Source organism: Methanoregula sp. UBA64, from assembly GCF_002502735.1.
In the GTDB taxonomy this organism is placed as follows: Archaea; Halobacteriota; Methanomicrobia; order Methanomicrobiales; family Methanospirillaceae; genus Methanoregula.
On record NZ_DAQC01000001.1, the window covers coordinates 365889 to 392746 of the forward strand.

The following is a 26858-nucleotide window of genomic DNA, read 5'->3' on the forward strand; positions in this document are numbered from 1 at the left end:
TTGGATTCTCGGATAATAAGCGTGATGCAGGATTTTTATGCCGGGTACTGCCGGACAAAATCGAGCACGCTTCTTATGCAGCCGTCCATGTTGAGGTACTCGAACTCTGAGAACCGGCCCACGAGCGGGATGCCGGCCGAGGTACAATAATCCTTTACGACTTTGATATTTTCCTGGTACCGGATATCGTAGACCACATAGGCAAACGGCTGGCGCACGACCGAGGTATAGGAAATCTTATCCGGTGTGGCAAGACCCATTGCCGCGAGCGTACCGGTCACTTCATCGACAAGCTCCGCATCGCTCATGCGGGAGACGGCATCGCCCGGCTGGTGCGTGATCTCGGCAAGGATTGCGGAGTGGCCGGGCGGCGCAACGTGCCGGCTGTACTGCGAGGGGCACGAGACCCGGTTGGTCTTCCCGAGCGCCGGGTCGGGAATGTAGAGCCAGGAATAGTCCGGCAGGCTTCCCGTGATGCCGACATTGACGCAGACCAGGGAATTGTAGACCAGCGCATCGCAGGCAGCCCTGACATCGGCCGGCACACCGGGAAGCGCTGCAAGCAGGTGCTGGACCGGGATCGTGGAGATGATCCGGTCGGCTTCTATTGTTTCCGCACCATTGCCGATCTGCCAGCGGTCTCCTTTCCGGGAAACCGAGGTGATCCGGAAGTTTGTCCGGATGAACGGTTCTATAGGCCGGGCAATGGCCCGTACGAGCGCCTCGATCCCGCCATCGAGCGGATAGGAGAAGACCGACTGGTGGGTGTAGCCTTCGGTCGCGATCCCGACCGCGGACTTGATCACATCGTCCACCGGCGGCCGGGGGATGCGTCCGTCCACCCAGTGCAGGGACATCTTATCGGTCGGGTACTTCCAGATCTTCTCGTTGTAGGGCACCATGTAGCACTCGGCAATCCCTTTCCCGAAGGTGTAATAGATCCATTCGCGGAAATTTTCCGGCGCTTTTACCCCGCCCTTTTCCACGGCAATCAGGGTTTTGACAAACTCGCTGATGCAGAAAAACCGGTCTTCCGGAGAAAGATCGAAGAGGCCGTTCTCGAACGGGTACTTCACGTACCGGCCCTTGTAGAAGATCTTCGTGTTCCGGTTGTTCCTCTGCTCGTTTCCTTCGATCATCTTCTCCATGAAGGAGAGGACTTCCTTATCGCGCGAAAAAACAATATGCGAGCCGCCGATATCGAACGTATATCCCTTATCGGTCCGGGAACGGCACAGGCCGCCGTAGCGCTCTTCTGCCTCAAGGACCACAACCTCGTCGCCCCGCTCGTGCAGGAGCCGGGCAAGGGTAAGGCCGGAGAGTCCGCCGCCAAGGATTGCTGTTGTCACTTCCCATCTGTTGGCAGCCGGATGTAATAAAAATGCAGGAAAAAAGGGGATTTACTGTTTTGAGATGTACCAGCCGGTCTGGGTCTCGTCCAGGATCTTCTCGTGCGTCTTTGTGGTCACCATGCTCACGGCAATCATGACAACGACCGAGATAACGAGCGGGATAAACGAGAAGTGGACCGGGAGGTTGGCAAAGTTGTAGCCGAGGATGGTCACCTTGAAGTAGTTCAGGGCCCCGAAGATGACGGCCGATACGAGGCCAAGCGACATGCTGGCAAGTGCCCCCTCTTTTGTTGCGCCCCGCCAGTACAGGCCGGCAAGGAGCGGGACGGCAAAGGTTGCGAGCATGATGCCGATTCCCATCCAGATGAGGCTTGCAAGCGCCTCGGGCGGGTTGATGGCAAGGATCATCGTGCCGATTGCGGAGATTACGACAATCACTTTGGAGAGCAGCAGGACTTTCTTGTCGTCTGCATCCGGTTTTAAGACTTTTTTATAGAGATCCCACGAGCACATGGCGCCGATCGTGAGCATCAGCCGGTCGGTCGTGGACATGACGGCCGCAAGCACGATCACGGCAAAGACCGCCCAGAGCGCCATGACGGGCAGCGCGTACTGGATGCCGTAGAGGATCACAAAGTCCGAGGCATTCGAGACGGCCGGCAGGGTAAAGACGCCTTCTTTTACCATCACAAGGCCGGCAAGCCCGGTGAATTTTAAGAGGAACATGGCCGCGCCGTAGATCAGGAATGCAACGATCGGTGCCCACTTGAAATATTTCACATCCTTTACCGCGAGCACGTTGTTGATCACGTGCGGTGCGCAGGCAAGGCCGACCATGAGCATGATGGCAAACGAGACAACGTAGGCCGGGGCGAAAGCTCCTGCGGGCATCCAGGGCTGGACAAGGTTCGGGTTGATCGTACAGAGGTACTCGTTGACGTGCGCAAATCCGCCGGCATAGAAGATGATGATCGGGGCCATCACAAAGATCCCGACAATGAGGATGATGGACTGGATGAGCGAAGCCCATGCAACGGCGTACAGGCCGCCGATGGTGGTATAGACCATGGTGACGAGCGTTGCTATGACGAGTGCGAGCCAGAGCGGGATCCCAAAGAGCCACATGAGCACGATCGCGATCGCGGAATACTGCCCGACAAGGTAGATGAGCGAAACGATGATGCCGGCAACCGCGGAGAGCGAGCGCAGCGCGGTCGGGCTCTCGTACCGGTGGGCAAGGTAGTCCTGCACGGTGATGTAACCGGCACTTTTTGCAACATTGTGGAGCTTGACCCCAAAGAAGATGACACAGAACGCAATGGAGAGCGGGACAAAGATCTGCTCCCACATGGTGGGCCAGCCGGCCCGGTACCCGAGCCCGGAGACTCCGAGAAGCGACATGCCCGAGCAGACCGCCCCGATCATTAACAGGATAAAGACCCAGAAGCCGAGCGAGCGGCCGGCAACGAGATAATCCTCAGTGGTCTTGATCTTCTTTGATGCCCACACCCCGATACCGATCAGGAGAAGAAGATACACTGCAATGACAGAGACCGTGACAAGATCGGTCATTTAATCGTGCCCCCCAAACGTCAGGCCCCAGTACAGCAGCGCGACAATGGCCACCAGGGTCACGCCGGCGAAAACGATAATCGTTACATCAGGCAATCCGAACATGTTACCTTGTTAATTTGCAGCATGCTAACATATAACACAATCGAAAACAGTTCGGGAGAATGGTGGATGCAAACGGTGCGGGAATTTAACCATTCTTTTGGGAAATGTTGCACAGATCTGTGCTTTTAGCCGCGGTTTTCCCGGTGGTTAGGGCGACCCGATGATCCCGAGAAGATCGTCCATACGGTCGATCACAAAATCCGCTTCGATCTCCTGCCGGGTGCCAGAAAACCGGTCGCCGTACCGGGCATAGACCGTGCGGATCCCCAGTTTTTTGCAGGGCGCAATGTCCCTGCGCAGGCTGTCGCCGATAAAGAGCGTCTCGTAAGGAGCGGTCCCTGTTGCATCGAGCGCTGCAAGGAACGGGGCGGGTGCCGGTTTCTTCTCTTTAACCAGGTCAAACGAGATCGTCCGGTCGAAATAGGAGGAAAGACCGGATTTGTCAAGGCGCATACGGGCATCCGGCGCTTCTGCATCCGTGACAATAATCATGGGAAGGCCGAGTGCCCGCACCGCTTTCACGGTCTCCTCCACCCCCGGGTAGGGCACGATCTGCCGGAGTTTCTCGTCCGCATAGATCCGGCAGGCTTCATGGTACAGGCCGTAGGCCGGGATGCTGCGGTCCGCCATGTACTGCCGGATATTCTCCGTTGACTCAAAACCGTATCTGCCGGAGAGGAAATACCGGAAGAGCTCGTCCCCGTCATCGTATCCGAGGTGCCGGACTACCTGATGGCAGGCTGCTGCCTGCGCCCCGACCAGGTCAAAGAGCGTGTTGTCCATATCGAAAAGGAATGCCCGGACGGGTTCCCGGGTAAGTTTCTGCTGGACATGACGCCGCGGCTGCACGGATCAGTATCTGAATTTTTATGCTAAAGCCTCATCGATGGCGGCATTTTTTTTAAAACATCGCCATTTTTTTAAGCCGTTCTGCCAATATTCACCTGCGCGCGGGCGAGGCAGTCATGGCAGAGACGTACCTGGTCGAGATCCGGCTTGCCCGGACCCGGTGGAAGATCAAGGAACTGACCCGGGTAATCACGGAAAATGCCGGGATCGGCGGGTTCCGGGAACGCCATCCCCACCTCACCCTGTACGGGCCCTTTACGCTTCCCGGCCCGGCACACGAACAGCGGCTGCTCGATACCATTGCTGCGGCAGCAAAATCCGCCGGCCCCCTTCCCTTCATGATTGCCGGGTGGGAGTGCCGCGAAGGAATGCACGGCGGCGTTGTTGCTTTTTCCCTGCGGCCCTCCCAGGAACTTGCCGGTCTCGTGCGGGAGATTGCCCGGACGCTTGCACTTTTTACGGAAAGCCTGAATGCCTGGGACGGCCGGCCGGACGAGAAATGGTTCCATGCAACGATCGCAAACCGCCTGCCTCCCGGAAAAGCTCAGGAGACCCTTGCGATGATGGACCGGATGGCGGCCCGCGCGGCCGATCCTGCCTCCCGGCCCTCACCGGCAGAACGGATAGCATCCCTTGTGCGGCGCGTGCTCTTTTTGCACCGGCATTATACCATCCCGGTCCGGCCGGTGCTCCTTGACGATGCCGGCCTCCGGATCACGGTCATGCACAACGAGGATATCCTGGGCGAGTTCGATCTCCTGGCGCAGCGCTGGCTTACCCGGGCAGAGATCGAGAGCCCGGCCGCATGGCAGCAGTCGATGGCCTCGTACCGGAGATCTGCCGGTTTTGAGATTGCCGCGCCCGTTTCCCATGCCCCGGACGACATCCTCCTCATCTCCGATCTCCATTTCGGCCACGCAAATATCATCCGGTACTGTGCCCGCCCGTTCGTGGAGAGCGATCCGGGGGAGATGGACCGGGTGCTGGTACACAACTGGAACGCGTGCGTGGGGCGGGACGATCGGGTCTGTTTCCTTGGCGATCTCTCGTACTGGAAAGACCGGACCCCGGACTCCGTGTACCGGGGAATGCTCAACGGCAGGATCACGTATGTTGCGGGAAACCACGACCGGCAGCTGGCCGGAACCGTGCCATCCGTCCGGCTCGCGTATGGCGGGCGGGAGTTTTTGCTTGTCCACGATCCGGCCGATGCAGACCCGGCCTTTGGCGGCTGGGTGATCCACGGCCACTATCACAACAACGAGCTTGCCCGGTATCCCTTTATCGACTTTGGCGCCCGCCGCATCAACGTGAGCGCCGAAGTTGTCGGCTATGCCCCGGTGGGGCTCGCAGAGATCAGCCGGATCCTTGACGGGCCGGAGCACGAGAAGAGAATGCCGCTTTTGCTGCGCTATCCCTACGTGCGATAATCGTTTCCCCCCTTTCCTGCACGCCAAAGTATATACAACGTGGCGCGAGATTGTCAGCAAAAGGGCTGAACAGTATGTGGTTCGAACGGATTGTTTCCGAGGGCCTTGCACACAACTCGTGGATCTTCGGGACCGGCGGCGTGGCAGCGGTCGTCGATCCCCGGCGGGACTGCGAAGCATATCTCGATCTCGCGCGGCAGCACGATGCCGTCATCACGCACATCTTCGAGACGCACCGGAACGAGGACTATGTGACCGGAGGGCCCGAGCTTGCTGCACGGTCGGGAGCGCGGGTCTTCCATGGGGCACGGATGGCGTTTGCCTTCGGGGTCCCGGTACGGGACGGGGACCGGATCAAGCTCGGGCCGCTTGCGATCCGGATCCTCGAAACACCCGGCCATACGGAAGAGAGCATCACGGTTGTCGTGGCAGACACCGAAGTATCCGACGAACCCTATCTTGTCTTCTCCGGCGATTCGCTCTTTATTGGTGATATTGCGCGGACGGATTTTTTCGGGCAGGAAAGAAAGGCGGAGATGGCCGCAACGATTCACGACAGCATCACCAAAAAGATCCTTTTTCTCGGGAAAGGCACGATACTCTGTCCCGCCCACGGGGCCGGCTCGGTCTGCGGCGGCGATATCGCCGACCTGCCGCTTTCAACGCTTGGCTTTGAAGAGAAGACCAATCCGCTGCTTGCGATCCCAAAAGAGGAGTTCGTAAAAAAGAGGGTTCATGAATCCCCCTACCTGCCCCCGTACTTCCGGCAGATGGAACGGCTCAACCAGGACGGCCCGGCGCTCCTGACTTCCCTTCCCGCGCCCCGTCCGCTCCAGCCTGAAAACGTACAGGAGTCAATCCGGTCCGGGTGCCAGCTTGTCGATATCCGATCGCCGACCGCGTTTGCTGCCGGCCACATCCCGGGCAGCATCTCGATCTGGCGCGAAGGGCTCCCCGCATTTGCCGGCTGGGTGCTCGATTATGCCCGGCCGATCGTCATCATCGATGACTTCAACTGCGAGATCCCGCGGGCCCTCCCGCACTTTGTCCGGCTCGGGTACGATAACGTGGCCGGCTGGCTTGCCGGGGGATTTCCCGCATGGTTCCGCGCCGCGCTGCCGGTGGAGACCACCGGGACCTGCACCGTGCAGGAGCTTTTCCGGGATCTGGAACAGGGCGGTTTTTTCCTGCTCGATGTCCGGGATATCAAGAAGCGCTTGGTACAGGGATATATCCGGGGATCGCAGCACATCTATGCCGGGGAGATCCCGGTGCGTAGTGAAGAGATCCAAAAAGACCTCCCGATCTGCGTCTATTGCGATGCCGGGTATAAGGGAAGTCTTGCTGCAAGCCTGCTTGCCATGCGCGGGTACCGGCCGGTGACCAATGTCCTTGGCGGGATGCAGGCATGGCTCCGTGCCGGTTTCCCGGTAACGCACGATTAGCTGTACGCGGGTATACCCCATCGCAGGAATTTAAGAAGCTTTATCATCTCTCTGTTTAGAAAGCAGAATGTTGTGAGTTTATGGAGATTGTCAAGATCCCCAGGATGGAAAAGGCAGAGTACGACCAGCTCATAGAAAAGGGCTATATCTGCCGGATCGCCTTCCAGGGCGAAAAATATCCCTATATCGCCCCGTTCCTCTACGTTTTCGACGGCTCGTTCCTGTACTTCCTCTCGACCAAGTACGGGAAAAAACTGGAATATTTCCGGAAAAGCCCGCATGTTTCCGTGGAGATCGAGAAGTACACAAAAGATCTCTCGTCGTACACTTTTGTCACGCTCCAGGGATACCTCGAAGAAGTCGAGGACTCTATCGAGAAAAAGATCATCCGCGACAAGTTTGTAGACCTGATAGTTGAGCGCAAACTCTCCTGCAATATCCTTGCGGCCCTCGGCCATTCACCTGCCGATCCCCCGGCAAAGATCGCAGAAGAGGAGCGATCGCTTGTCTGGAAACTGGTGGGCGTCCGCGATCTTGTGGCGCTCAAAAATCTCTAGAACTTTTTTTCCTGCGGTTTCATTGGCGGGCAGGCTTGTTTGAGTGATTTGAAACCTTTTACATTGGAATCTGGAACCGATCAGCAGAGCGAACACTCGCCCCCCGCCCCCTCGCGCTCAACGGGCGGCACCGCATCGCCTGTCTCGCTAGGGGGTGTTCCCGGACGAGAACCGGCGAGACGAGCCGGCTTTGCGATATACGCCAGCGGATAGGAGCGCAAGCCCCCCTGATTCCCCCTACCCAATAAAAATTTTTCATGCCATTTTCCATGCGCGGCCTTGCCACGGGGCGAGCCCCGACGAGGCGGCGAGCACCCGTGGGTCCCTCGCACTCATATTCAGGAGATCTAGTAAGAATCTCACCAGAGCCAGTTTTTTAAAAATGCATCACCGTTTGTCGGGCTATCGCCCGATCTTCTCCAGCATCCACCGGAGTTCTTCGGGATCCTGGACCGGGGGCCGGCAGGTATGGCCTCCGCAGACATACGCGGTGGCCCGGCCGGCCTGCATAACCCGGCCGCGTGCGGCCGGGACGAGCGCATCGATCGCCTCCCCTGCATTTCCCGGGGGCTTCAGGATCGTGATGAGCCCGGGCAGGTACCGGCTCCTTGCCGCAGTAATCAGGGCGCGGGTGTCCGCTGATGCGGGATCGCCGGCGATTACGAGATCGATCTGCTCTGCTGCATCTTCAGAAAAACGGGCAAGTTCCGCAAGGTAGGCAGCGGTTGCCGCAGGGGCCCGCCCTGCGGCCCCGGCAAGAAACATTGCAGAGGCTTGTGCCGATGCCCGGATATCCGGATCCCGCGTTGTCCGGGCAAGCCAGGAAAGGGCGCCGTAAGCCGTGGCATTTGCTGAAGGATACGCACCGTCGTACCACTCTTTTTTGCGGGCAAAAAGCTCGCCTGTTCCCTCTGCGACCGTGAAAAAACCCCCTTCGCGAGGATCTCCGTACCTGTTCCGGAGGATGCCGGTATACTGCCGGGCTTTCGTGAGATATACAGGGTCGAACGTCGCCTCGTAGAGCGCAATAAGCGCAGCTATCACCTGCGCGTAATCGTCGGCAAAGGCCGGCACCGCCCGCTCCCCGTCACGGTACCGGTGGAAGAGCGTTCCATCCTCGCCGGCAAGGTGCGCCAGGAGGAAACCCATCGCTGCCTCCGCGGCCCGGGTATATTCCGGCTCGTCAAATGCCCGCCCGGCCCGGGCGAGCGCCTGGCAGAAGAGCGCGTTTGTGTCCGTGAGGATCTTGTCGTCCCGGGCAGGGCGCGCGCGTTTTTCACGGATTGCACGGAGTTGTTCCCGGACCGGATCCGGGATGGCCGGGTTGTTCGGACTGCTCCGGGAGAGGATGAACCGGGGCTCTTTACGGTCGCGGCCATCCGCCGGCAGGGGCGTCAGGGTAAAAAGGGACCCGGCTCCGGTAGCATCGAGCTCGTCCCTTGTCCACGTGTAATACGCCCCTTCGCCACCGGGGCTGTCCGCATCTTCTGCTGTGTAAAACGCGCCGCCCGGATCCCGCAGGTTGCAAAACACGTACGCAATGCACTCCCCGGCCATCCTGCGGAAGCGCTCGTTCTTTGTCGCTTCGTATGCTTCGGTGCAGGCAAGCACAAAGAGCGCCTGATCGTAGAGCATCTTCTCGAAATGCGGGATGCGCCAGCCGGCATCGGTTGCATACCGGTGGAGCCCGCCGCCCACATGGTCCCACGTCCCGCCGGCATAGATTGCATCGAGCGTCCGTTCCGCCATCAAACGGGCGTCAGGTTTTTTTGCAAGGTGTCCGTACCGGAGTAAAAAGATCAGGATGTGGGGTGCCGGGAACTTCGGGGCGTTCCCGAACCCGGCGTTTTTCTTATCGAACTGCGCTGCAAGGGCCCGGTACCCGTTTTCGAGCAGCGCCCGGCCCGGGGTATCCGCTGCCACAACGAACGGGAGCGTCCCGGCAAAAGTACTGATCTCCTTTGCGGACCGGGCGAGCTCGTCGCGGTTACTGTGCCAGACCTCCGCGACCCGTTCGAGGATGGCGGTGAGCCCGGGCATGGCGGGCGTTGAATCCCTAGGAAAGTACGTCCCGGCAAAGAACGGCAGTTTGTCCGGGGTCATGATAATGGTGAGCGGCCAGCCGCCCTGTCCGGTCATCTGCTGGCAGATCTCCATGTACACGCTGTCGATATCGGGCCGCTCCTCGCGGTCTACCTTGATGCTGACAAAATCCCGGTTGAGGATCGCGGCGACCCCTTCGTCTTCGAAACACTCGTGCGCCATCACGTGGCACCAGTGGCAGGTGGAGTAGCCGATCGAAAGAAAGACCGGCTTGTCTTCGCTTTTTGCGCGGAGAAACGCCTCGTCCCCCCACGGGTACCAGTCGACCGGGTTATGCGCATGCTGGAGCAGGTACGGGCTCTTCTCGCGGGCGAGCCGGTTTGCCGGCCGGCCTGTTTTCGGCGTCGCTGTGCCGGGCATATAAGGGAAAAATAGCGTGCCCGGAGGATAAGCCTGCCGGAGGGGGCACTCCGCACGTTTTTTGCCTGCGGTGCCAGACATACTTCCCGATGAATGGTGATTTGCCCCCCGGGAGCATGGCATTTCTTGTTGTCATTGCGCTCGGCATCGTGGTCATGGCCCTTTCAAAAGTCCTCGACCATGTCTGGGCGCGCGTTCTCAAACGACCCTGGCTCTATCTTGCCGTTGCCGGCCCGGGGATCGTTGTCCACGAGTGCGCGCACATCCTCGGCTGTCTTGTTACCGGTGCGCAGATCACAAAAGTTGTCCTGCTCTCCCGGGACGGGGGCAGTGTCTCGTATACAAAGCCCAGACTCCCGGTGATAGGAAACGTGATCATCAGCACGGCGCCGCTCTTCTGCCTCCCGCTCGTGCTCGCCGGCCTTTCGTGGCTCTTTGCCGCATTTGCCGGCTGCCGGTTCTCCACCGTGTTTCCAAATTTCGGTTTTGCCGCCCCGGTGCCCATGCTCTTTGCCGGTATCGGGCAGACGCTGTACGACAACCTGATCGGGTCGTTCAATCCCTGGTTTGTCCTGTACCTTTACCTGGTCGTAAGTCTCGTCCTCTCGGTTGCACCGAGCCGGCAGGATCTTAAAAATGCCCTGGCCGGTCTTGTCGTGCTCGTCCTTGCCGGGCTGCTCATCCTCGTTCTTAATATCCCGGCTGTCACGTCCCTCTTCCTCGAACTCGTGGCCCTGCTCGGCACCGGGCTCTCCACCGGCCTCGGGTTTGCGTGCATTGCGCTCATGGTCACGATCCCGTTCCTTCTTTTTTATAAGGCATCGGGCTAACGGGCCCGCACGATCAGCACGGTTAATTTCCCGCCAGCGACAACAGTATGCTGATGAAAGGGACGCCCGGTTGCGATACCGGTACGGCAGCCGATGATACCAGGAACCTCACCCCGGGGATGCGGCAGTACCGGGAGATCAAGGCACAGTACCCGGATGCTATCCTCTTTTTCCATATCGGGGACTTCTTCGAGACGCTCGAAGACGATGCGATCGTTGTCTCGCGCGAACTCGATCTCGTGCTCACCTCCCGGTCCAAAAACGGCGACCAGAAGATCCCGCTCGCGGGTGTCCCGCACCATGCCGGCGAGGGCTACATTGCCCGGCTCGTGGCAAAGGGTTACAAGGTTGCGATCTGCGAGCAGATGGAGGACCCGAAGACCGCAAAGGGCCTGGTGAAGCGCGGGGTTGTCCGGGTGATAACCCCCGGGACCGTGATCGACCCGGGGATGCTCCCGTCCGCAGCGGCAGCGTATCTCATGGCGCTCTTTCCCGGTGAAAAGGGAAAGGACGGGGGGATCGCCCTTCTCGATATCTCGACCGGCGAGTTCTTCGTGCTCGGGCTTCCGGCAGAGGGGATGCTTGACAATATCCGTTCGGAGATTGCCCGCTACCGCCCGGCCGAGTGCGTGATCCCGGCATCCGCCGACGCGGCCCTCCGCGAATTGCTCACAAGAAATGGCGTGGTGGTGACGCCCCGTCCGGACGACCGGTTCGTGACGGGCCGGGCGGCCCGCACGCTCATGGACCATTTCGGCGTCTCGTCCCTGGACGGCTTTGGCTGCGGGGAGATGCCGGCCGCAGTTGCCGCAGCAGGAGCGGCCTTATCGTACGCAGAGGAGACCCAGCAGTCCGCGCTCCCGCAGGTGAGTTCGCTTTCCACCCGCACGTCTTCGCAGGGCATGATGCTCGATGCCGTGACCCTGCGCAACCTTGAAGTCCACGAATGTATCCGGGCGGGGAGCAAAGGAGCCACGCTCTTTTCGGTGCTCGACCGGACAAAAACGCCGATGGGGAGCCGGCTGCTGCGCCGCATGATCACCCGTCCCCTCACGGACGTTTCGCAGATCGATGCCCGGCTCGATGCCGTGGAGTACCTGGTAAAGGATACGACCCTGCGCCTCTCGCTTTCTGGCCGCTTCTCGAAACATGCCGACATCGAACGGATCACGGCCCGGATCGCGTACGGGAATGCCGGGCCCCGGGACCTGGTGGCGCTTGCCGAGTCGCTTGGAACCTTCCCGGAGGTAAAAAAACTCCTTGCCTCCCCGGCTGCCGGGACGCTTCCGGCAACTATTGCTGCTGCCCGCGACCAGGTCCGGGAACTGCCCGATGTCATCGATCTTATTTTGCGGGCAATCATCGACGACCCGCCGGCGCTTGCAAAGAACGGCGGCGTGATCCGGCCGGGATTCTCAAAAGAGCTTGACGAGATCAACGGCGTCCTGCACTCCGGGAAGAACTGGATAGCAGAACTCCAGACCGCCGAGCGGGAGAAGACCGGGATAAAATCGCTCAAGATCGGGTACAACCGGATCTTCGGGTACTACATCGATGTGAGCAAACCAAACCTCGCCCTTGTCCCGGAGCGGTACGAGCGCCGGCAGACCACGGCAAACGGCGAGCGCTACACCATCCCCGCGCTCCGGGAAAAGGAGGCGCTCATCACGAACGCAGACGAGCGGGTGCTTGCGCTCGAACGTTCGCTCTACACGGGCCTGATAGAAACGCTGCGCGAAAAGATCCCGGACCTCCAGCAGGCAGCCGCCGGGATCGCGGCGCTCGATGTCACGGTGGCGCTTGCAGACGTTGCGCAGGCAAACGATTACTGCCGCCCGCAGCTGGACGGCGGCGATGCCATTGCCTGCCGGGACGTGCGCCACCCGGTTGTCGAGCAGTCCCTTCCCGCGGGCTTTGTCCCCAATGACTGCGATCTTTCTGGCCACGGCACGCAGATCATGGTAATCACCGGCGCAAACATGGCCGGAAAGTCCACGTACATGCGCTCGGTCGCGCTCTGCTGCATCATGGCGCAGGCCGGCAGCTTTGTCCCGGCCCGTGCGGCCCGGATCGGGATCATCGACCGGATCTTTACCCGGGTCGGGGCGTTCGACGATCTTGCGAGCGGCCAGAGCACATTCTTTGTCGAGATGCTCGAACTCGCCAATATCTTAAACAACATGACCGACCGGAGCCTGGTCATCCTCGACGAGATCGGGCGCGGGACGAGCACGGCGGACGGCTGCTCGATCGCAAAGGCCGTGCTCGAATACCTGCACGGGAAATCATCGGCCGGCCCAAAGACGCTCTTTGCCACCCACTTCCACGAGATCATCGGGACCGAGGGCGAATTAAAACGGGTGAAGAATTACCATTTCGCGGTACAGGAGACAAAAAAGGAGGTCGTTTTCTTAAGAAAGCTCATCCCCGGCGCAACCGACAAAAGCTACGGTATCCACGTGGCCCGGCTCGCGGGGATCCCAAGGAAGGTGACCGAACGGGCCGATGTCCTGCTTGAAGAATTTTTGAACCGGGCAACCGGCCCGGGCACAAAAGCGCAGCGCTATACCCAGCTCCTGCTCGTAGACGAGAGCGCCCCGGCCCGCGAAACCTCTACGGTGCCCGACCCGGTGCACACGGAACTTGCCCGGCTCTCGCCCGATGAGATGACGCCGATACAGGCCCTTGCAAAACTTGCCGAGCTCAAAAAGATGGCGGGAGATGCCGGTACGGGGGCGGACCGCCCGTGAGCGACAAGACCGCTGTCCCGCGGATCCGGGTGCTCGATACTGCGACCGTGAACCAGATCGCGGCCGGCGAGGTTGTGGAGCGCCCGGCATCGGTGGTAAAGGAGCTCGTGGAGAATGCGATCGATGCCGGTGCCCGCACGGTCCGGATCGATATCACGTCCGTACAGGGCGGGATATCGGCAATCCGCGTGACCGATGACGGCTGCGGGATGTCGCCGGCCGACGCGGAACTTGCATTTATTCCGCATGCAACGAGCAAGATTGCAACCATCGACGATATTTTCTCGGTGCGGACGCTCGGGTTCCGGGGCGAGGCGCTCGCAAGCATTGCTGCGGTAGCAAAAGTGACGCTCGTTACCCGGGAGCGTGCGGGTGCGGCACTTGCCGGGACAAAGATCGTGGTGCTCGGGGGAAAAATCCTTGAGAGAGGGAGCACCGGGGCGCCGGAGGGGACGGGCGTGCTGGTCGAGGAACTCTTCTATAATACCCCGGCGCGGAAGAAGTTCCAGAAGAATCTCAACACGGAGCTTGCCCGGATCCATGCGATCCTCGAAGGGATCGTGCTCGCGTACCCGCAGGTTGCGTTCCGTTTCTCGCACAACAACCGCGAGCAGCTGGCCACGGCCCGGGCAGAAAGCCCGCTCGATACGATCGCCCGGCTCTTTGGGAGCGACTGCGCCCGCGAGCTGCTCCCTGCCGCGTACGAACACCCGCTTGTCGCGGTCAGCGGATACGTCTCCCGGCCCGGCCTCTCGCGCAAGGGCCACGACCGGATCCTTGTTGCGATCAACAACCGGTTTGTCTCAACGCCCGCGATCACCGGGGCGATAAAAGAGGGGTACGGCACGCTCCTCCCCCGGGACCGGTACCCGGTTGCGTTTCTCAGTCTGGCGATCGATACCCGGCTCGTGGACGTGAACGTCCACCCGACCAAAAAGGAGGTGCGCCTGACTAAAGAGCGCGAGATTGCAGAGGCCGTGCGGGAAGCGGTGCGCCGGGCCTTAAAGGAGCAGGACCTGATCCCGGAGGTCCGGGCCGACATCCCCCGCGACCGGGTTCTCGAAAACGCGGTGGCACCCGCTGCTGAGAAACCCTCCGCGGTTGCCGAACCGGTGGCTGCGTACTGCACGGGAACGCTTTCGCCCGGCCCTGAAACGGTAACCGCTCCCCTGACCGAGCCGACCCATACCGGGACGGCATCGACCGATCACCGGCTCCGGCAGACCGAGCTTGTAAGCGGCGTTCTCCCGGTCACCGCTGCCGTGCCGCCCCTTGAGGTGATCGGGCAGGTGGGCGGGTGTTACATCCTTGCCGCTGCACCCGATGGCGAACTCATCATCATCGACCAGCACGCAGCCCACGAGCGGGTCTTCTACGAGCAGGTGCAGAAGAGTACGGCAGCCCGCCATGCGCAGGAGCTCATCGTCCCTGCGGTGATCCACCGCTCGCCCAAGGATTCCGCGATCCTCCGCAACCTTATCCCGGTGCTTGCGCGGGAAGGGGTTGTCATCGAGGAGTTCGGGACCGGGTCGTTTCTGGTCCGGGCCGTGCCTGCGATCATGGGAAAGATCGAGGGGACCGAGCAGATCGACGACCTGGTGACCGATCTGGTGGAAAGCGATCCCACCCGGCCGGTGACCGACCGCGAGCGGATAACAAGGATCGTTGCCTGCCGGAGCGCGATAAAGGCCGGCACGGTCTGCACGCTCGAACAGTGCCGGCGCCTTGTCGCCCAGCTCCGGGCAGCGGAGTGTCCTTTCACCTGCCCGCACGGCCGGCCCACGATGATCCGGTTCTCCCGGGCAAAGCTGGACGAGATGTTTTTGAGGACGTGAAAAACAGTTCTCTTACCTGTCGGGAAATTAGGGGCGGTTCCTGAACTATCCCCCGCTGCATCAGGGGCTTTTGTATTTTCGGCTCTGTAGAAAACCATAACAGAAATCCGGAAATTTTGTTGCGATGGAACCACGGGTGCTCGCCGCCTCATCGGGGCTCGCCCCGTGGAGTAGGCCCGTGAAATGTACATGGCACGATTTTTTTTATTCGGTTGGGGGGGTCAAGGGAGCCACCGCACCATCCGGATCCTGATGCTGCCGGAAAAACCGTATCACAAACAAGCCCGATACGGCCCCGGATTGCTCTTTTCGGGTCTTGCCCCTTCCCGGGAAACCCCGTAAACCGCCCCGTTTTGTTTCGTGTGGAAAACACCCTCAAATCAGGCTCGGTTTGCCGAAATACGCCCGCTTTCGATGCCCGAGAACGGGTCACCATGCCCCTGCAACAAAGGGAAATTTTGCCACATCCAGTCACCCTTGCGACCCCGGGATCGGCCAAAAGAACGCGGCTAAATACGTCCGCTTAAAAACCGGTATTTCTCTGACGTGAAGCCGGGTGCTGACCACAAAAAAACGGGCAAAACCGGCCGGTATGAGCGGGTCCGGGAGATACCCGGGAACCATGCTTTCAATGGATTTTTGGCAGTATGTGATCTTTTCCCGGCCCGGAGATCGAACCGGCAAAGGCCCCGCACATATCATCGCGCGCGAGCCGATCCACCCCGCATTCCCTCCGGATCAGATGGTTGCTGTGCCTCACGCAATCACGCGCGCAACCTCCATCCTGTGTTCGCCCGAACCCTTTCCTCCGGGTCATCGCCGGTATTCCTGTAACAATCCGCACCATTATACCTCTGCCAGAAAAGATCCGGTACAGATTTCCCCCATGAAAAAATCCGTCCAGCAGCCCCTTGTCCCGCCCGGCCCGGCGCGATCGGACCCGCCCTCCGATGCAGAGATCGCCGGGTTCAAAAAACAGGTGCTCGCGTTCTACAAAAAGCACGGCCGGCACGACATGCCCTGGCGCCACACAAAGGACCCGTACCGGATCCTTGTCTCCGAGATCATGCTCCAGCAGACGCAGGTCGGCCGGGTTACCGAAAAATACCCGGAGTTCCTTGCTGCATTCCCGGATTTTCCGGCGCTTGCCCGGGCCCCGCAGAGCGCGGTTGTTGCCGCGTGGCAGGGAATGGGATACAACAGGCGGGCCCTTGCGCTCAAAAAGTGTGCGGAAAACGTGGTCGGCGGGTATGGCGGAACGCTCCCCCCCGATCCCGCCATCCTTGCAACGTTACCCGGCATCGGCCCGGCCACCGCCGCGTCCATCTGCGCATTTGCGTTCAATCTCCCGGTCGTCTTTATCGAGACAAACATCCGCCGGGTCTTCATCCACGCATTCTTTCCCGGCAGGGATCGCGTGGACGACCGCGAGCTCCTCCCGCTCGTAACGCGTGCCCTTGACAAAGACCATCCCCGGGAATGGTACTGGGCCTTAATGGATTACGGCACGGCGCTCAAAAATACCGTCCCGAACCCGAACCGGAGGAGCGCCGCGTACGTGAAACAGGCGCCCTTTACCGGATCCGACCGGGAGATCCGGGGAAGGATCCTCAAAATGCTGGTCGGCCGCAACCGGATTGCACGAACGGAGATCCTCGCAGGTCTTGGCGGCGACCCGGACCGGGCAGGCCGGATCCTCTCTGCCCTTGAAAGCGAAGGCTTCCTGGCAAAGGACCGGCGGGGCTACCGGCTTAAGGAGTAGTCCGACGGCACCGGCGTTGTCACGCTCAGAAAGCATTTAAAACAAAATGTAAAACATAATTTACGTGGTGCCCATAAAAAAAAGGGCATCTGCAGGAACAACAAGAACAATCCGGAGAACCAGGAATGAAAACCCCGATAGTATACTATGCCGCACTCTTCGTCTTTAGTTTCGCGGTACTTTCTGTCGGGATGGCTGCGGGCCTCCACTAAAATTCCCGCAGTCCCTGCCGGCTCCGGCAGCAGGAAAAGAAACGACAAAAAAGGAGATGATAAAAAAATCGGGACAACGATTACCATCATGTTTCCTCTGGCCTGCGTTCCATCATGGCAGGCAGCAGACATTTCAAAGGACATTGCAGCCCCAAATGTCTCCGTTCCCGGTTAACCTGTAAAAAAACAGGCAGGACCCGGCCGGCATACCACCCCGCCGGCCAGGGCAAAAACCGGGCAGTGAACGGATCCGGCAGGAGGACCTTGTCCGGACAATGCGGGAAGAAACAGGACCCTTCCCGGCATTGTCTATTATTCTATAGACCCCACAAGTGAATCCATCAGGAATCCACCACCTCTAAAACGGGGAGTACGTCTGCTCCCCGTATTTTTTTTATTTTGCCGTTACCTACGCACCACCCTGTGTCACGGTCGCCAGATTGATAAGATCCCGGTTCAAATTCCCGTAGTATCATGGCAGATATCCGGGAGATCCCCGACCGGGTAAAATGGCGGTCTGCCGCACAATGTCTGGCAACCCTTCCGGCCCTGTACGATATTGCATTCCGCGAAGCGCTCCGGGACAGATACGGCCCGCTCGAACAGGAGATCTGGATGGAGCTTGCACGCTCGCTTGCCAGTATCGCGCACGACTGTTCGCTTCCGGTGCGGAATGCAGAAGAGATCGCAGATGCGGTGCAGGCCGGCCTGTACGTGCTCTTTGGCCCGGACCTCGGTGCCGAAACGATTGCGTTCTCGGACGACCGGGCCGTGATCGTAATCAAACGCTGCCCGTTTCTCATTCACAGTTCCGCGCTTGCAACCGACTGCGGGAATTCCTTTGGCCGGTGCATGGCCCTTGTCCTGACTGCCGTCCCGCTGCTCAACAAAGAGTTCGAAGGCCGGTTTGTGCGGGCAGCCTGCACCGGCGACCGGCAGTGCGAGATCATGATCGGGAAAACTCCTCCGGCAAAAAAACCCGGTGGTTCGTGATACTATGAGTACCGGAAGGGCGGGGAAAAGGATCCCGGGGAATCACCCCGCATTTTTTTAATAAAATGAAAAAGGGAGCCGGTACCGAACCGGTAATAGGTCAGATTGATAAGATTCTTGGGAAATATAGGTACCACGAGCAAACAACCGATGACTGCACATATCCTTTTTCTCTCTGCTGCGCTCTCAACGGAACGGTTGTCCGTTATTGAAGAGATGTTTAAGGCGCGCCAGGGAACCCGGCCGGACCCGGCCGCAGCACCGGATCCGGGTGCGTCCGATACCTGCAGGATCTTCCTTACCGGGGATGCCGTGTACAGCCTGGGCGAGGGTGAATTGCAGCAGACCTGGCGGAGCATCCTCTCGTTTTCCGGTGTACGGGTAATCTGCGATCCCGAGGCTCTCGGAATCCGCGGGTACTCTGCCGAATCTCTCCGCGGGCTGTATCCGCCGCAGACCGGGGCAAAAATAGATTGTTGCGAAAACAGCGCTGCCCGGTTCTGGGAGAGCCTGGCGGCATCCGGCGTACCGCCCGTTACGGAGGTGCCGCCGCGGGTGGGCTGGCTGGAGATCTCGTCGCCGTACATGCACGCATCCCCGGGGTACGGGATCCGCACCCTGTCCGCAGCCCTCGATGCCGGCTGTGCCACAAGCCTGTATGCATTCCTTGACGGCTGCCATATCAGCCATACCGGCCAGAGACCGGAGGAGTGCGCAAACATCGGGGAAGCGCTGGCAGATCTTGCCCGGCGTGCCGGGAAAAAGAACCTCCCGTTCACGATCATGGTCAACCGGAACTGTGCAGCTGCGCGGGGATATGCTACCTGGGACGACGGGCAGGGAACGGTTGTCTCGCTCTTTGCGGTAAAAAATGCGCACATCCGCGATCTCGAAAGTATGGTGCAGCATATCGGCAGGTGTTCCGTACTTCTCGGGGAAAATGCCGGGAGTGTCAGGTTCTCTTCCGCACCGTCTCGCGGGGCAGGAAGCGGGGAACCAGGGGAACTTCCCGTTGTCCCGCTTCTCCTGTTTGTCACGCATCCGCCGTACGGGACAGAGCATATGTACGGGGCGCTCACCCTGGCCGCTGCGTGTGCCCACCAGGGAATACCGGTACGTGTGGTCTTTTGCGAAGACGGCGTGTATGCCCTTGCCGGGGAACAGCGTCCGCTGCCGGGTTCCGATGCCTATCTTGCAACCGACCTGATCGGACTCCTCTCGGGAGACAAAAACATCCGGTTCTATGCGCTTGCCCCCTCCATCCAGAAGAGAGGATTTACCAAGAATGCAAAGGCCGGATCGGTCACGGAGATCGGGTATGCCGAACTGGCCGGTCTCGCCTTTACTCCCCCGGTCCCTGAAAAGTGCGGCGACCGGCAACGGATCCTCATGTTTTAAAAAATTCCCGGTACCGGCAGTAAACCCGGGAATTTTTTTTCCTTCGTACGGAACAGTACCCACGGTTTTCGAGTTTCCTGACCGGAATATCTCCTGAACTCCATCAACAATAATTAAAAGAAATTGACTTTTTTATCGTATCTACGAAATCTGTTTAATTGCGGCGCTTTTGGCGTATCGCCCCCCAAATAAGGGCAGGTTTCGCGCGTTTCAGGGATTTTACCGGATCCCGGGAGTTGCCGGGCCGGACATTTATTTTACGGGGAAAATATTTTCCCGATCGTTTACCGTGATTGTGCAAAAAATGGCCCTGGGGGGATCACCGAAGGTCAACATCATAGAAAACCGGAGACCCTCAGTTAACTACATGAAAAATCAAAATCTGTGCATTAAGAAGTTCCATTTTACCGTCTGTGACTATAACAATGTTTAATTACTGTATCGCAGCAACGAGTGAATTAGGAATCGGATTTCCGAAAAAAAGTTTGTGTGTGATTAGATATGGCGTTTGCAGTACATGTGAACATGAACCGGTGCACCGGGTGCGGAAACTGTGTTACCGCATGCCCGGTCAATGCGCTGGAACTGTACTCGCTCGATCCTGTAACCAAGGAAAAGATCTACCAGGTACAGGACGGCGTGTCGGTCAGTCTCGATGTGAAGACGGAATTATGTGCCGGATGCGGTGTCTGTGTTGAGGCATGTCCGTACGATGTCATCCAGCTCACCGGAACAGAGCTGAGATCGGCCTCCCCGATGAAGGCCTGACGTATACATGCGAGGAGATACCATGGCAGAGAAGAAAATTACCGTCAACATCATCACGTGCCGGACCATCCAGCAGGGTGTCGGCATGGAAGCAGGCAAGACTTCCCAGAAGTATTACGATGCCTGCACGATCATCCAGCTCCACCCGGAGGATTTCAAGAGACTCGGTGTCTGGAAGAATACTAACGTCAAGGTCACCAGTTCTGTCGGCAGCGTTATTTTAAAGGCTGTCGAGACCCGCGAAGACCTTGTCCCGGGCCTTGCCCACATCCCGATGGGACCATGGGCAAACCGGATCGTTCCCGCGTACACCTTCTCGACCGGCGAACCCTGCTTCAAGGGATTCCCGGCAGACATCGAGGTTGCTGCAAACGAACGGATCATGGGAGCAGTAGAAGTGCTGCAGGACGCCTGCGGACTTATCAGGAAGTGACGAGCAATGCCAAAAGAAGTAAAAGATGTAATCTGCCCGTTCTGCGGTACGCTGTGCGATGATCTCATCATCACCGTATCCGACGACAACAAGACGATTCTCGGGGTCAAGAACGCGTGCGCAATCGGCTCAGAGAAGTTCAACCACCAGCGCCTCCCGGGCCGTGTCAAGCGCCCGAGGATGAGGCAGGCTGACGGCAGCTTCAAGGAAGTTACCTACGATGAGGCAATCGACTGGACCGCAAAGATGCTGGTCAAGTCCCGTAAGACCCTGATGTACGGCTGGGCATCCACCAGCTGCCAGGCAATGGCCATCGGCCACGACATTGCAGAAAAGGTCGGCGGTATTGTCGACAACTGTGCAACGGTCTGCCACGGCTCCTCGCTTATTGCCATCGAAGATGTCGGTGTCCCGAGCTGCACGCTCGGTGAGGTCAAGAACCGTGCCGACCGCGTGGTCTTCTGGGGCTGCAACCCGGCACACGCCCACCCCCGGCATATGTCCCGGTACTCTATCTTCCCCCGCGGTTTCTTCACCGTAAAAGGTCACAAGGGCCGGAAGATCTACTGCGTTGACTGCCGGTACACCGATACCGCAAAATGCGCCGACGAGTTCATCCAGGTAGCCCAGGGGTTCGACTACGAGCTCTTGAATGCCTTCAGGGCAGCAGCCCGGGGCCAGCCGATCCCGGATACGATTGGCGGCGTACCGAAAGAAAAGATCATTGAAGTCGTCGAGGACCTCAAGCAGGGCCGGTTCGTTATCATCTTCTTTGGCATGGGCCTTACCCACACCATGGGCAGGAACCACAACATCGATATCGCCATCAACCTGACCCGCGACATGAACGACTTTACGAAATGCGCGATCATGGCAATGCGCGGCCACTGGAACGTTACCGGCTCCGGCCAGGTGCTCGGCTGGCAGTACGGGTTCCCGTATGCAGTCGATCTCTCCAGGAGAGACCAGGCCCGCCACCAGACCGGCGAGACGACCTCGGTCGATCTCTTAAACCGGAGCGAAGTCGAGGCCTGCTTCTATATTGCAACCGACCCGGGCGCACACTTCCCGGTCAATGCAATGATCAGCAGCTCGAGAAAGCCCACGGTCTGTATCGACCCGCACATCAACTGCACGACCGAGATCTCGGATCTCCACATCCCGGTCGCCCTTGTCGGTGTTGAAGTCGAGGGCTGTGCCTATCGTATGGACAATGTCCCGATCGAGACCCGCAAGGTAGTAGACCCGCCCGAAGGCGTGCTCTCCGATGTCGAGCTCTTAACTAAGATCAACCAGCGCGTTGACGAGCTCATGGCTGCGGAAAGCGCGGCAGCCAAGGCCGGGCAGCCGGCAAAGGCAACCGCCAAGGGAGGCGCGTAAATGTCGGAATTTATCATCAAGAACGGACACGTCTTTGACCCGGTCCAGGGAATCAAGGGCGACAAGAAGGATATTGCCATCAAAGACGGCAAGATTGTAGACAAGGTCGGGTCCTCCGCGAAAGTCATCGATGCCAAGGGCAAGACGGTCATGGCCGGGGCGCTCGATATCCACTCCCATGTGGCAGGCCCCAAGGTCAACGCCGGCCGCTGGTACCGCCCCGAAGACAAACATTTCGACTCCCACAAGGTGCCCGGCATCACCCGTATCGAGGGCGGCAAGTCCATCCCGACCGTCTTTAAGACCGGGTACACCTATGCCCGCATGGGCTTTGGCTTTGTCATGGAAGCGGCAATGCCCCCGATGTACGCCCGCCACGTGCACGAAGAGATCCACGACACCCCCATCATCGATGAGGCAGCTCTCCCGGTCTTCGGGAACAACTGGTTCATCCTCGAATACCTGAAAAACCAGGAGATCGAGAACGCAGCGGCATACATTGCCTGGATCCTCAAACAGACCAAGGGGTACGGTATCAAGTGCGTCAACCCCGGCGGCACGGAAGCATGGGCATGGGGTCTGAACTGCCTGACCATCCACGACCCGGTGCCGTACTTCGACATCACCCCGGCAGAGATCGTCACCGGCCTGATGAAGGCAAACGAGTATCTCGGCCTTCCGCACTCGTTCCATGTCCACCAGAACGATCTCGGTAACCCCGGGAACTACACGGTGACCATGGACACCCTCAAGCTCGCCGAAGGCATCAAGCCCAGAAACAACTTCGGCCGCGAGCAGGTCCTGCACTCCACGCACCTCCAGTTCCACTCCTATGGCGGGGACAGCTTTGCCAACATCTGTTCGAAGGCAAAGGAGGTCATGGACGTCTTTAACAAGAACAAGAACCTGACCATGGATACCGGTAACGTCACGATGGACGAGACGACAACGATGACTGCCGACGGCCCGTTCGAGCACCACCTCCACGCATTAAACCACCTCAAGTGGTTCAACGTGGATGTCGAACTCGAGACCGGCGCAGGTGTCGTGCCCTACATCTACAGCCCGAACGTTACGGTCAACTGTATCCAGTGGGCCATCGGTCTTGAGCTTGCGCTCTATGCAAAGGACCCGATGCGCTGCTTTATCACCACCGACCACCCGAACGCCGGCCCGTTCACCCGCTACCCGCGTGTGTACTCCTGGCTGATGAGTAAGAAGATCCGTGACGCGTACCTGAACTCGTTCAAGCACGCAGACAAGGTCATCGATGCAACGACCCTTGCAGAACTCGACCGCGAGATCACGCTCTACGAGCTCGCCCAGATGACCCGCGCCGGCCCGGCAAAGGCACTCGGCCTTGGCACAGACTACGGCGGCTTAAAACCCGGCATGACTGCCGATGTCGCAATCTACAACATCGACCCGGACAACTTCCCCACGAGCGGTCCCGAGATCGAGAAGGCATTTGCAAACGTTGCCTGGTTCTTCAAGAACGGCACGATCTGTGTCGAGAACGGCAAGGTCGTCGATATGGGCCACAAGGAGACCTTCTGGGTCGATGTCAAGATGCCCGAGAACAAGCAGGTCATGCACGATGTCAGGGAAAAGTTCCTCAAGTATTACAGCTTAAACGAGGCCAACTACCCCGTACCCGAGAGCTATGCACCGCACCAGCACATCATCGCAATCGATGGGGTTCAGGGATAGGTGAAGAACATGAACACGGTTACACTCACAGTAAAAAAGCAGCCGGAACTCTACCTTGAACTCGAAAAGGTAAACCCTGACGAATTTGCCGGCAAGACTGCCGCAGAGATCGAGAAGCTCCCGGTCTACATGGGTAAGGAGACGGACACCATCGGCGACTTCTTCACGGTCGCCGGGAATGCCGGGGCAACCGCCGCAGAGACAAAGATTGTCATCAACGGCGACTGCACCAAGATGAAGTACATCGGCGCCAAGATGACCGACGGCGAAGTTGTCGTCAACTCGTCCTGCGACATGTACACGGGCTCCTGGATGAAAGGCGGCAAACTCACCGTCAACGGCGACGTGCATTCGTTCTGCGGCCTTGCCCTGAAAGGCGGGGAGTTCACCGTCAACGGCAATGCCGGAAACTATCTCGGCGCCGCATACCGTGGCGACTGGAGAGGCATGAGCGGCGGCGTCCTTCGCGTCAAGGGCAATGCCGGCTCGGATGTTGCCAGCTTCATGACCGGCGGCACGCTGATCGTGGAAGGCGATGTCGATATCCACCTCGGCACCCACATGGAAGGCGGCACGATCATCCTCAAGGGCAATGCAAACCGCCGTGTCGGCGGCCAGCTGGTCAAGGGCACCATCTATGTCTTTGGCACCATCAATGTCATGATGCCCGGCTACAAGCCGGTCGGCGACGTTGAGCTCGAAGTCGATGGCACCAAGGCAACGTTCACCGATTATATCGGCGACCTTGGCGAGAGACACCCGAAAAGCAAGGGAAATATTGTCTACGGCCACCTGTACATGAAAAAATAATTAAAAAAAGCCAGTCACGCACAAGGCGGGGGGATTCTTCCCGCCGCTCTTTTTTTTGGTTTTTTCCGGCAGCAGTTCAGAAAACGCCGGCGTTACGAATCCCTAAAAAAAAAAGATCGCTTTATTCGCGTTCCTGCGGCAGTTCCGGGCACCATGAGGGTAATTGCATGGCCCGGTTTTTCCCCCTGCGGCAGGGCCGCTGGTGGTCCGATATCGGGCATCGAAAACAAGCTTATTTTGGCAAACAGCGTCCGATTATTGGCCGGTTTCCACACGAAACAAAAAGAAGCGTTTTTAGGGAACGTTCAGGGCAGTCCCGGGATCCTGATTACGGGATCCGGGCCCGAATCAGGCCCGGATTGATCAGGGTACACGTTCCTTGTCTTCCGGGGGGAGCCGGACCTTCATCTTTTCCCGGATCGATCCGGCAATACCGAGCATCTTTGCTTTTCCCGGGTCTCCCTCCCGGAAATAGTAAAGCAGGAGATGGAAATAGTCCCCGGTCAGGCCGATCCCTTCTTTTTTGTACCGCACTTCAATGCTCGTATCGCCGGAAAAACCCTTGATGGAGAGAAAGTGTTCCTGCTCAAAGGAGAAGTAGGGCCGTTTCATGTGGGGGTATTCCTTTACGGTCCCGAACGCCTGCAAAAAGATAAGGAACCCGGGGGTGAGCGGCTCGTCAAGCACGAACTCTTTTAAGAGGGACCCGTCGACACAGGTCTTTGTCTCGTTCGATCTAACGATCCGCATTCTCCGCCACCTCCCGGATTGCCCCGGCCGCGGCACGGCATTCTTCTTCTGTATTGAGGTACGACATGCTCGCCCGGACACATCCCGATCCCCCGTCAATCCGTTCGTGGACAAGAGGGGCACAGTGAAGACCGGTCCGGGTGATAATGTTGTACGCTTTTGCGAGGATGTACCCGGTCTCGTCGTTGTCCAGGTTCCTGATATTGAACGGGACGACCGGGAGTTCGGGAGCCGGCGCATAGAGAACGATATTTTTGTCCCGTGATAATTCCCGGACAAAGGTGGCGGTAAGATCCCGGCATCTCCGGGCAACCTTCTCCTGGCCTTCCTCTCTGATGAACCTGATACCGGCAAGGAGCGAAGCGAGGCCGGGATAATTGTGGGTGCCGGCCTCGAACTTCTGCGGCATTCCCTCCGGCTGGAAGAGCGATCGCGAGTCCGTGCCGGTCCCGCCCTGCTGGACCGGATCGATTGCCTCCGGATCGTCCAGGTAAAACCCGCCCGTGCCGGGCAGTCCAAAGAGCGCCTTGTGCCCGGTAAAGACAAATGCCCCGGCCGGGATCTCTGAAATGTCGATGGGGATCTGCCCGGCGGTCTGTGCCCCGTCAACGATAAGGAAGAGATCGTTTGCCCGGCAGTATTCCGCAATGGGCCGTATATCCTGGAGGGAGCCAAGCACATTGCTCCCGTGGCTCATCACGACAAGCCGGGTCTCCGGGCAGACGGCAGCTTTTATTGCCGAAAGAGAGACGTGCCCCTCAGAAAACGGCACAACGGAGAGGGTAATCTTTCCTTTTGCTGCAAGGGTATGGAGCGGACGGAGTACCGAATTATGCTCCAGTTCGGTGGTAATCGCGTGGAAGGGCCGGTTCTCGTGGCTGACAAAACCGTGGATGAGGAGGTTTAAGGAATCCGTGGCACTCCGGGTGAAGATCATATGGTCCGGCCGTTCTGCACGAAAAAGGCCGGCCAGGGCTTCCCGTGCAGCAGCGAGATAGTCGATCGCGGACCCGGCAGTTGACCGGCCCTGCTCAAAGAAGGGAGTGCGCAGGCATTCTTCCACCGCTGACAGGACCCCGCGGGGTTTTGGCCAGGTGGTTGCGGCATTGTTGAGGTAAACGAGGGGAGTTGCGGAATCCCTGCCGGACGCGTTCCCCGGATCCTCCCTCTGCATAGGTAATGATAGCGTTTTTCCCGTACTTTAAGGAGATGGAAACGGGAACCTGTCTCCCGTAAGGGCAGGGGCCGGAAATAAAAAAGAGATCTCTGTTTTTTTATTATTCCTGGGACCGGTTGTTTACTGACGGAATTACCGGTTCGGGCAATTGCCCGGGCAGGGGAGCCGGTACATCCCGCTTTCCTGCCGGGTGCAGGGCATGTTTTTTCACGCACGGGAAAAATCAAAAAAAATTGGTGGAAAAATTACCATTTAATTCAATACGCTAATAAGGGGT

Annotated in this window: 20 protein-coding genes; 14 read left to right on the forward strand and 6 right to left on the reverse strand. The window is 58.9% G+C overall.

The window, feature by feature from the left end:
* Positions 1-35: 35 nt before the first annotated feature.
* The 3 genes from BP758_RS01800 to BP758_RS01810 form a co-directional block, all read right to left on the reverse strand.
* On the reverse strand, positions 36-1349 hold the full coding sequence (locus BP758_RS01800) for a protoporphyrinogen/coproporphyrinogen oxidase (protein ID WP_292368135.1): 1314 nt from the start codon (positions 1347-1349) through the stop codon (positions 36-38).
* Positions 1350-1400: 51 nt separating this feature from the next.
* Entirely contained in the window at positions 1401-2924 is a 1524-nt protein-coding gene (locus BP758_RS01805; protein WP_292368137.1) for a sodium:solute symporter family protein, read from the reverse strand.
* Between the two features lie 252 nt (positions 2925-3176).
* Positions 3177-3878: an HAD family hydrolase gene (locus BP758_RS01810; protein WP_292368139.1), complete on the reverse strand. Its 702-nt coding sequence runs from the start codon at positions 3876-3878 to the stop codon at positions 3177-3179.
* 116 nt (positions 3879-3994) lie between these two features.
* On the opposite strand from BP758_RS01810, the gene BP758_RS01815 reads away from it, so the two are divergent.
* The 3 genes from BP758_RS01815 to BP758_RS01825 all read left to right on the forward strand — a co-directional run bounded on the left by BP758_RS01815 (position 3995) and on the right by BP758_RS01825 (position 7310).
* Complete coding sequence (locus BP758_RS01815) at positions 3995-5308, forward strand: 2'-5' RNA ligase family protein (RefSeq protein WP_292368141.1); 1314 nt, start codon at positions 3995-3997, stop codon at positions 5306-5308.
* Between the two features lie 74 nt (positions 5309-5382).
* A complete protein-coding gene (locus BP758_RS01820; protein WP_292368143.1) occupies positions 5383-6753 on the forward strand; it encodes an MBL fold metallo-hydrolase in 1371 nt (456 codons plus the stop codon).
* A gap of 80 nt (positions 6754-6833) precedes the next feature.
* Positions 6834-7310, forward strand: a complete 477-nt coding sequence (locus BP758_RS01825; RefSeq protein ID WP_292368145.1) for a pyridoxamine 5'-phosphate oxidase family protein — start codon at positions 6834-6836, stop codon at positions 7308-7310.
* 402 nt (positions 7311-7712) lie between these two features.
* Here BP758_RS01825 and BP758_RS01830 read toward each other — a convergent pair whose 3' ends face one another.
* On the reverse strand, positions 7713-9773 hold the full coding sequence (locus BP758_RS01830) for a thioredoxin domain-containing protein (RefSeq protein WP_292368147.1): 2061 nt from the start codon (positions 9771-9773) through the stop codon (positions 7713-7715).
* A gap of 116 nt (positions 9774-9889) precedes the next feature.
* On the opposite strand from BP758_RS01830, the gene BP758_RS01835 reads away from it, so the two are divergent.
* The 11 genes from BP758_RS01835 (at position 9890) to BP758_RS01885 (ending at position 24654) form a co-directional block, all read left to right on the forward strand.
* Positions 9890-10603 carry a hypothetical protein gene (locus tag BP758_RS01835; protein WP_292368149.1) on the forward strand — a complete coding sequence of 238 codons (714 nt, stop codon included), beginning with the start codon at positions 9890-9892 and terminating at the stop codon, positions 10601-10603.
* Positions 10604-10656: 53 nt separating this feature from the next.
* A complete protein-coding gene (gene mutS / locus BP758_RS01840; RefSeq protein WP_292368151.1) occupies positions 10657-13353 on the forward strand; it encodes a DNA mismatch repair protein MutS in 2697 nt (898 codons plus the stop codon).
* Positions 13350-15188: a DNA mismatch repair endonuclease MutL gene (mutL, locus tag BP758_RS01845; RefSeq protein ID WP_292368153.1), complete on the forward strand. Its 1839-nt coding sequence runs from the start codon at positions 13350-13352 to the stop codon at positions 15186-15188. The genes mutS and mutL overlap by 4 nt, the downstream gene beginning before the upstream one ends.
* An 886-nt stretch (positions 15189-16074) precedes the next feature.
* Positions 16075-16950 carry an A/G-specific adenine glycosylase gene (locus BP758_RS01850; RefSeq protein ID WP_292368155.1) on the forward strand — a complete coding sequence of 292 codons (876 nt, stop codon included), beginning with the start codon at positions 16075-16077 and terminating at the stop codon, positions 16948-16950.
* A gap of 686 nt (positions 16951-17636) precedes the next feature.
* Positions 17637-18155, forward strand: a complete 519-nt coding sequence (locus BP758_RS01855; RefSeq protein WP_292368157.1) for a hypothetical protein — start codon at positions 17637-17639, stop codon at positions 18153-18155.
* Between the two features lie 150 nt (positions 18156-18305).
* Complete coding sequence (locus BP758_RS01860; RefSeq protein WP_292368159.1) at positions 18306-19553, forward strand: DsrE family protein; 1248 nt, start codon at positions 18306-18308, stop codon at positions 19551-19553.
* A 501-nt stretch (positions 19554-20054) separates the two neighbouring features.
* Positions 20055-20321 (forward strand): 4Fe-4S binding protein, encoded by a 267-nt coding sequence (locus tag BP758_RS01865; RefSeq protein ID WP_292368161.1) that lies wholly within the window; start codon positions 20055-20057, stop codon positions 20319-20321.
* Positions 20322-20343: 22 nt separating this feature from the next.
* On the forward strand, positions 20344-20754 hold the full coding sequence (locus tag BP758_RS01870) for a molybdopterin dinucleotide binding domain-containing protein (protein ID WP_292368162.1): 411 nt from the start codon (positions 20344-20346) through the stop codon (positions 20752-20754).
* A 6-nt stretch (positions 20755-20760) separates the two neighbouring features.
* Positions 20761-22134, forward strand: a complete 1374-nt coding sequence (locus tag BP758_RS01875) for a formylmethanofuran dehydrogenase subunit B (RefSeq protein WP_292368164.1) — start codon at positions 20761-20763, stop codon at positions 22132-22134.
* The gene (locus tag BP758_RS01880) at positions 22135-23844 is read left to right on the forward strand and encodes a formylmethanofuran dehydrogenase subunit A (RefSeq protein ID WP_292368166.1); all 1710 of its coding nucleotides are present in this window, start codon (positions 22135-22137) and stop codon (positions 23842-23844) included. It begins immediately after the preceding gene.
* A gap of 9 nt (positions 23845-23853) precedes the next feature.
* Positions 23854-24654, forward strand: coding sequence for a formylmethanofuran dehydrogenase subunit C (locus BP758_RS01885; protein WP_292368168.1), 801 nt, complete (start codon positions 23854-23856; stop codon positions 24652-24654).
* A 363-nt stretch (positions 24655-25017) separates the two neighbouring features.
* Here BP758_RS01885 and BP758_RS01890 read toward each other — a convergent pair whose 3' ends face one another.
* Both BP758_RS01890 and BP758_RS01895 read right to left on the reverse strand, forming a co-directional pair.
* Positions 25018-25404: a hypothetical protein gene (locus BP758_RS01890; protein ID WP_292368170.1), complete on the reverse strand. Its 387-nt coding sequence runs from the start codon at positions 25402-25404 to the stop codon at positions 25018-25020.
* Complete coding sequence (locus BP758_RS01895) at positions 25391-26578, reverse strand: aminotransferase class V-fold PLP-dependent enzyme (protein ID WP_292368172.1); 1188 nt, start codon at positions 26576-26578, stop codon at positions 25391-25393. Before BP758_RS01895 ends, BP758_RS01890 begins: the two co-directional genes overlap by 14 nt.
* Positions 26579-26858: the final 280 nt, after the last annotated feature.

Bases quoted from the DNA above. Each gene is read 5' to 3' on its own strand.
- BP758_RS01875 (WP_292368164.1), top strand. From the start codon at position 20,761: ATGCCAAAAGAAGTAAAAGATGTAATCTGCCCGTTCTGCGGTACGCTG.
- BP758_RS01835 (WP_292368149.1), top strand. From the start codon at position 9,890: ATGGCATTTCTTGTTGTCATTGCGCTCGGCATCGTGGTCATGGCCCTT.
- BP758_RS01895 (WP_292368172.1), bottom strand. From the start codon at position 26,578: ATGCAGAGGGAGGATCCGGGGAACGCGTCCGGCAGGGATTCCGCAACT.
- BP758_RS01865 (WP_292368161.1), top strand. From the start codon at position 20,055: ATGGCGTTTGCAGTACATGTGAACATGAACCGGTGCACCGGGTGCGGA.
- BP758_RS01880 (WP_292368166.1), top strand. From the start codon at position 22,135: ATGTCGGAATTTATCATCAAGAACGGACACGTCTTTGACCCGGTCCAG.
- BP758_RS01830 (WP_292368147.1), bottom strand. From the start codon at position 9,773: ATGCCCGGCACAGCGACGCCGAAAACAGGCCGGCCGGCAAACCGGCTC.
- mutS (WP_292368151.1), top strand. From the start codon at position 10,657: ATGAAAGGGACGCCCGGTTGCGATACCGGTACGGCAGCCGATGATACC.
- BP758_RS01870 (WP_292368162.1), top strand. From the start codon at position 20,344: ATGGCAGAGAAGAAAATTACCGTCAACATCATCACGTGCCGGACCATC.
- BP758_RS01815 (WP_292368141.1), top strand. From the start codon at position 3,995: ATGGCAGAGACGTACCTGGTCGAGATCCGGCTTGCCCGGACCCGGTGG.
- BP758_RS01850 (WP_292368155.1), top strand. From the start codon at position 16,075: ATGAAAAAATCCGTCCAGCAGCCCCTTGTCCCGCCCGGCCCGGCGCGA.
- BP758_RS01805 (WP_292368137.1), bottom strand. From the start codon at position 2,924: ATGACCGATCTTGTCACGGTCTCTGTCATTGCAGTGTATCTTCTTCTC.
- BP758_RS01860 (WP_292368159.1), top strand. From the start codon at position 18,306: ATGACTGCACATATCCTTTTTCTCTCTGCTGCGCTCTCAACGGAACGG.
- BP758_RS01890 (WP_292368170.1), bottom strand. From the start codon at position 25,404: ATGCGGATCGTTAGATCGAACGAGACAAAGACCTGTGTCGACGGGTCC.
- BP758_RS01825 (WP_292368145.1), top strand. From the start codon at position 6,834: ATGGAGATTGTCAAGATCCCCAGGATGGAAAAGGCAGAGTACGACCAG.
- BP758_RS01855 (WP_292368157.1), top strand. From the start codon at position 17,637: ATGGCAGATATCCGGGAGATCCCCGACCGGGTAAAATGGCGGTCTGCC.
- BP758_RS01885 (WP_292368168.1), top strand. From the start codon at position 23,854: ATGAACACGGTTACACTCACAGTAAAAAAGCAGCCGGAACTCTACCTT.
- BP758_RS01820 (WP_292368143.1), top strand. From the start codon at position 5,383: ATGTGGTTCGAACGGATTGTTTCCGAGGGCCTTGCACACAACTCGTGG.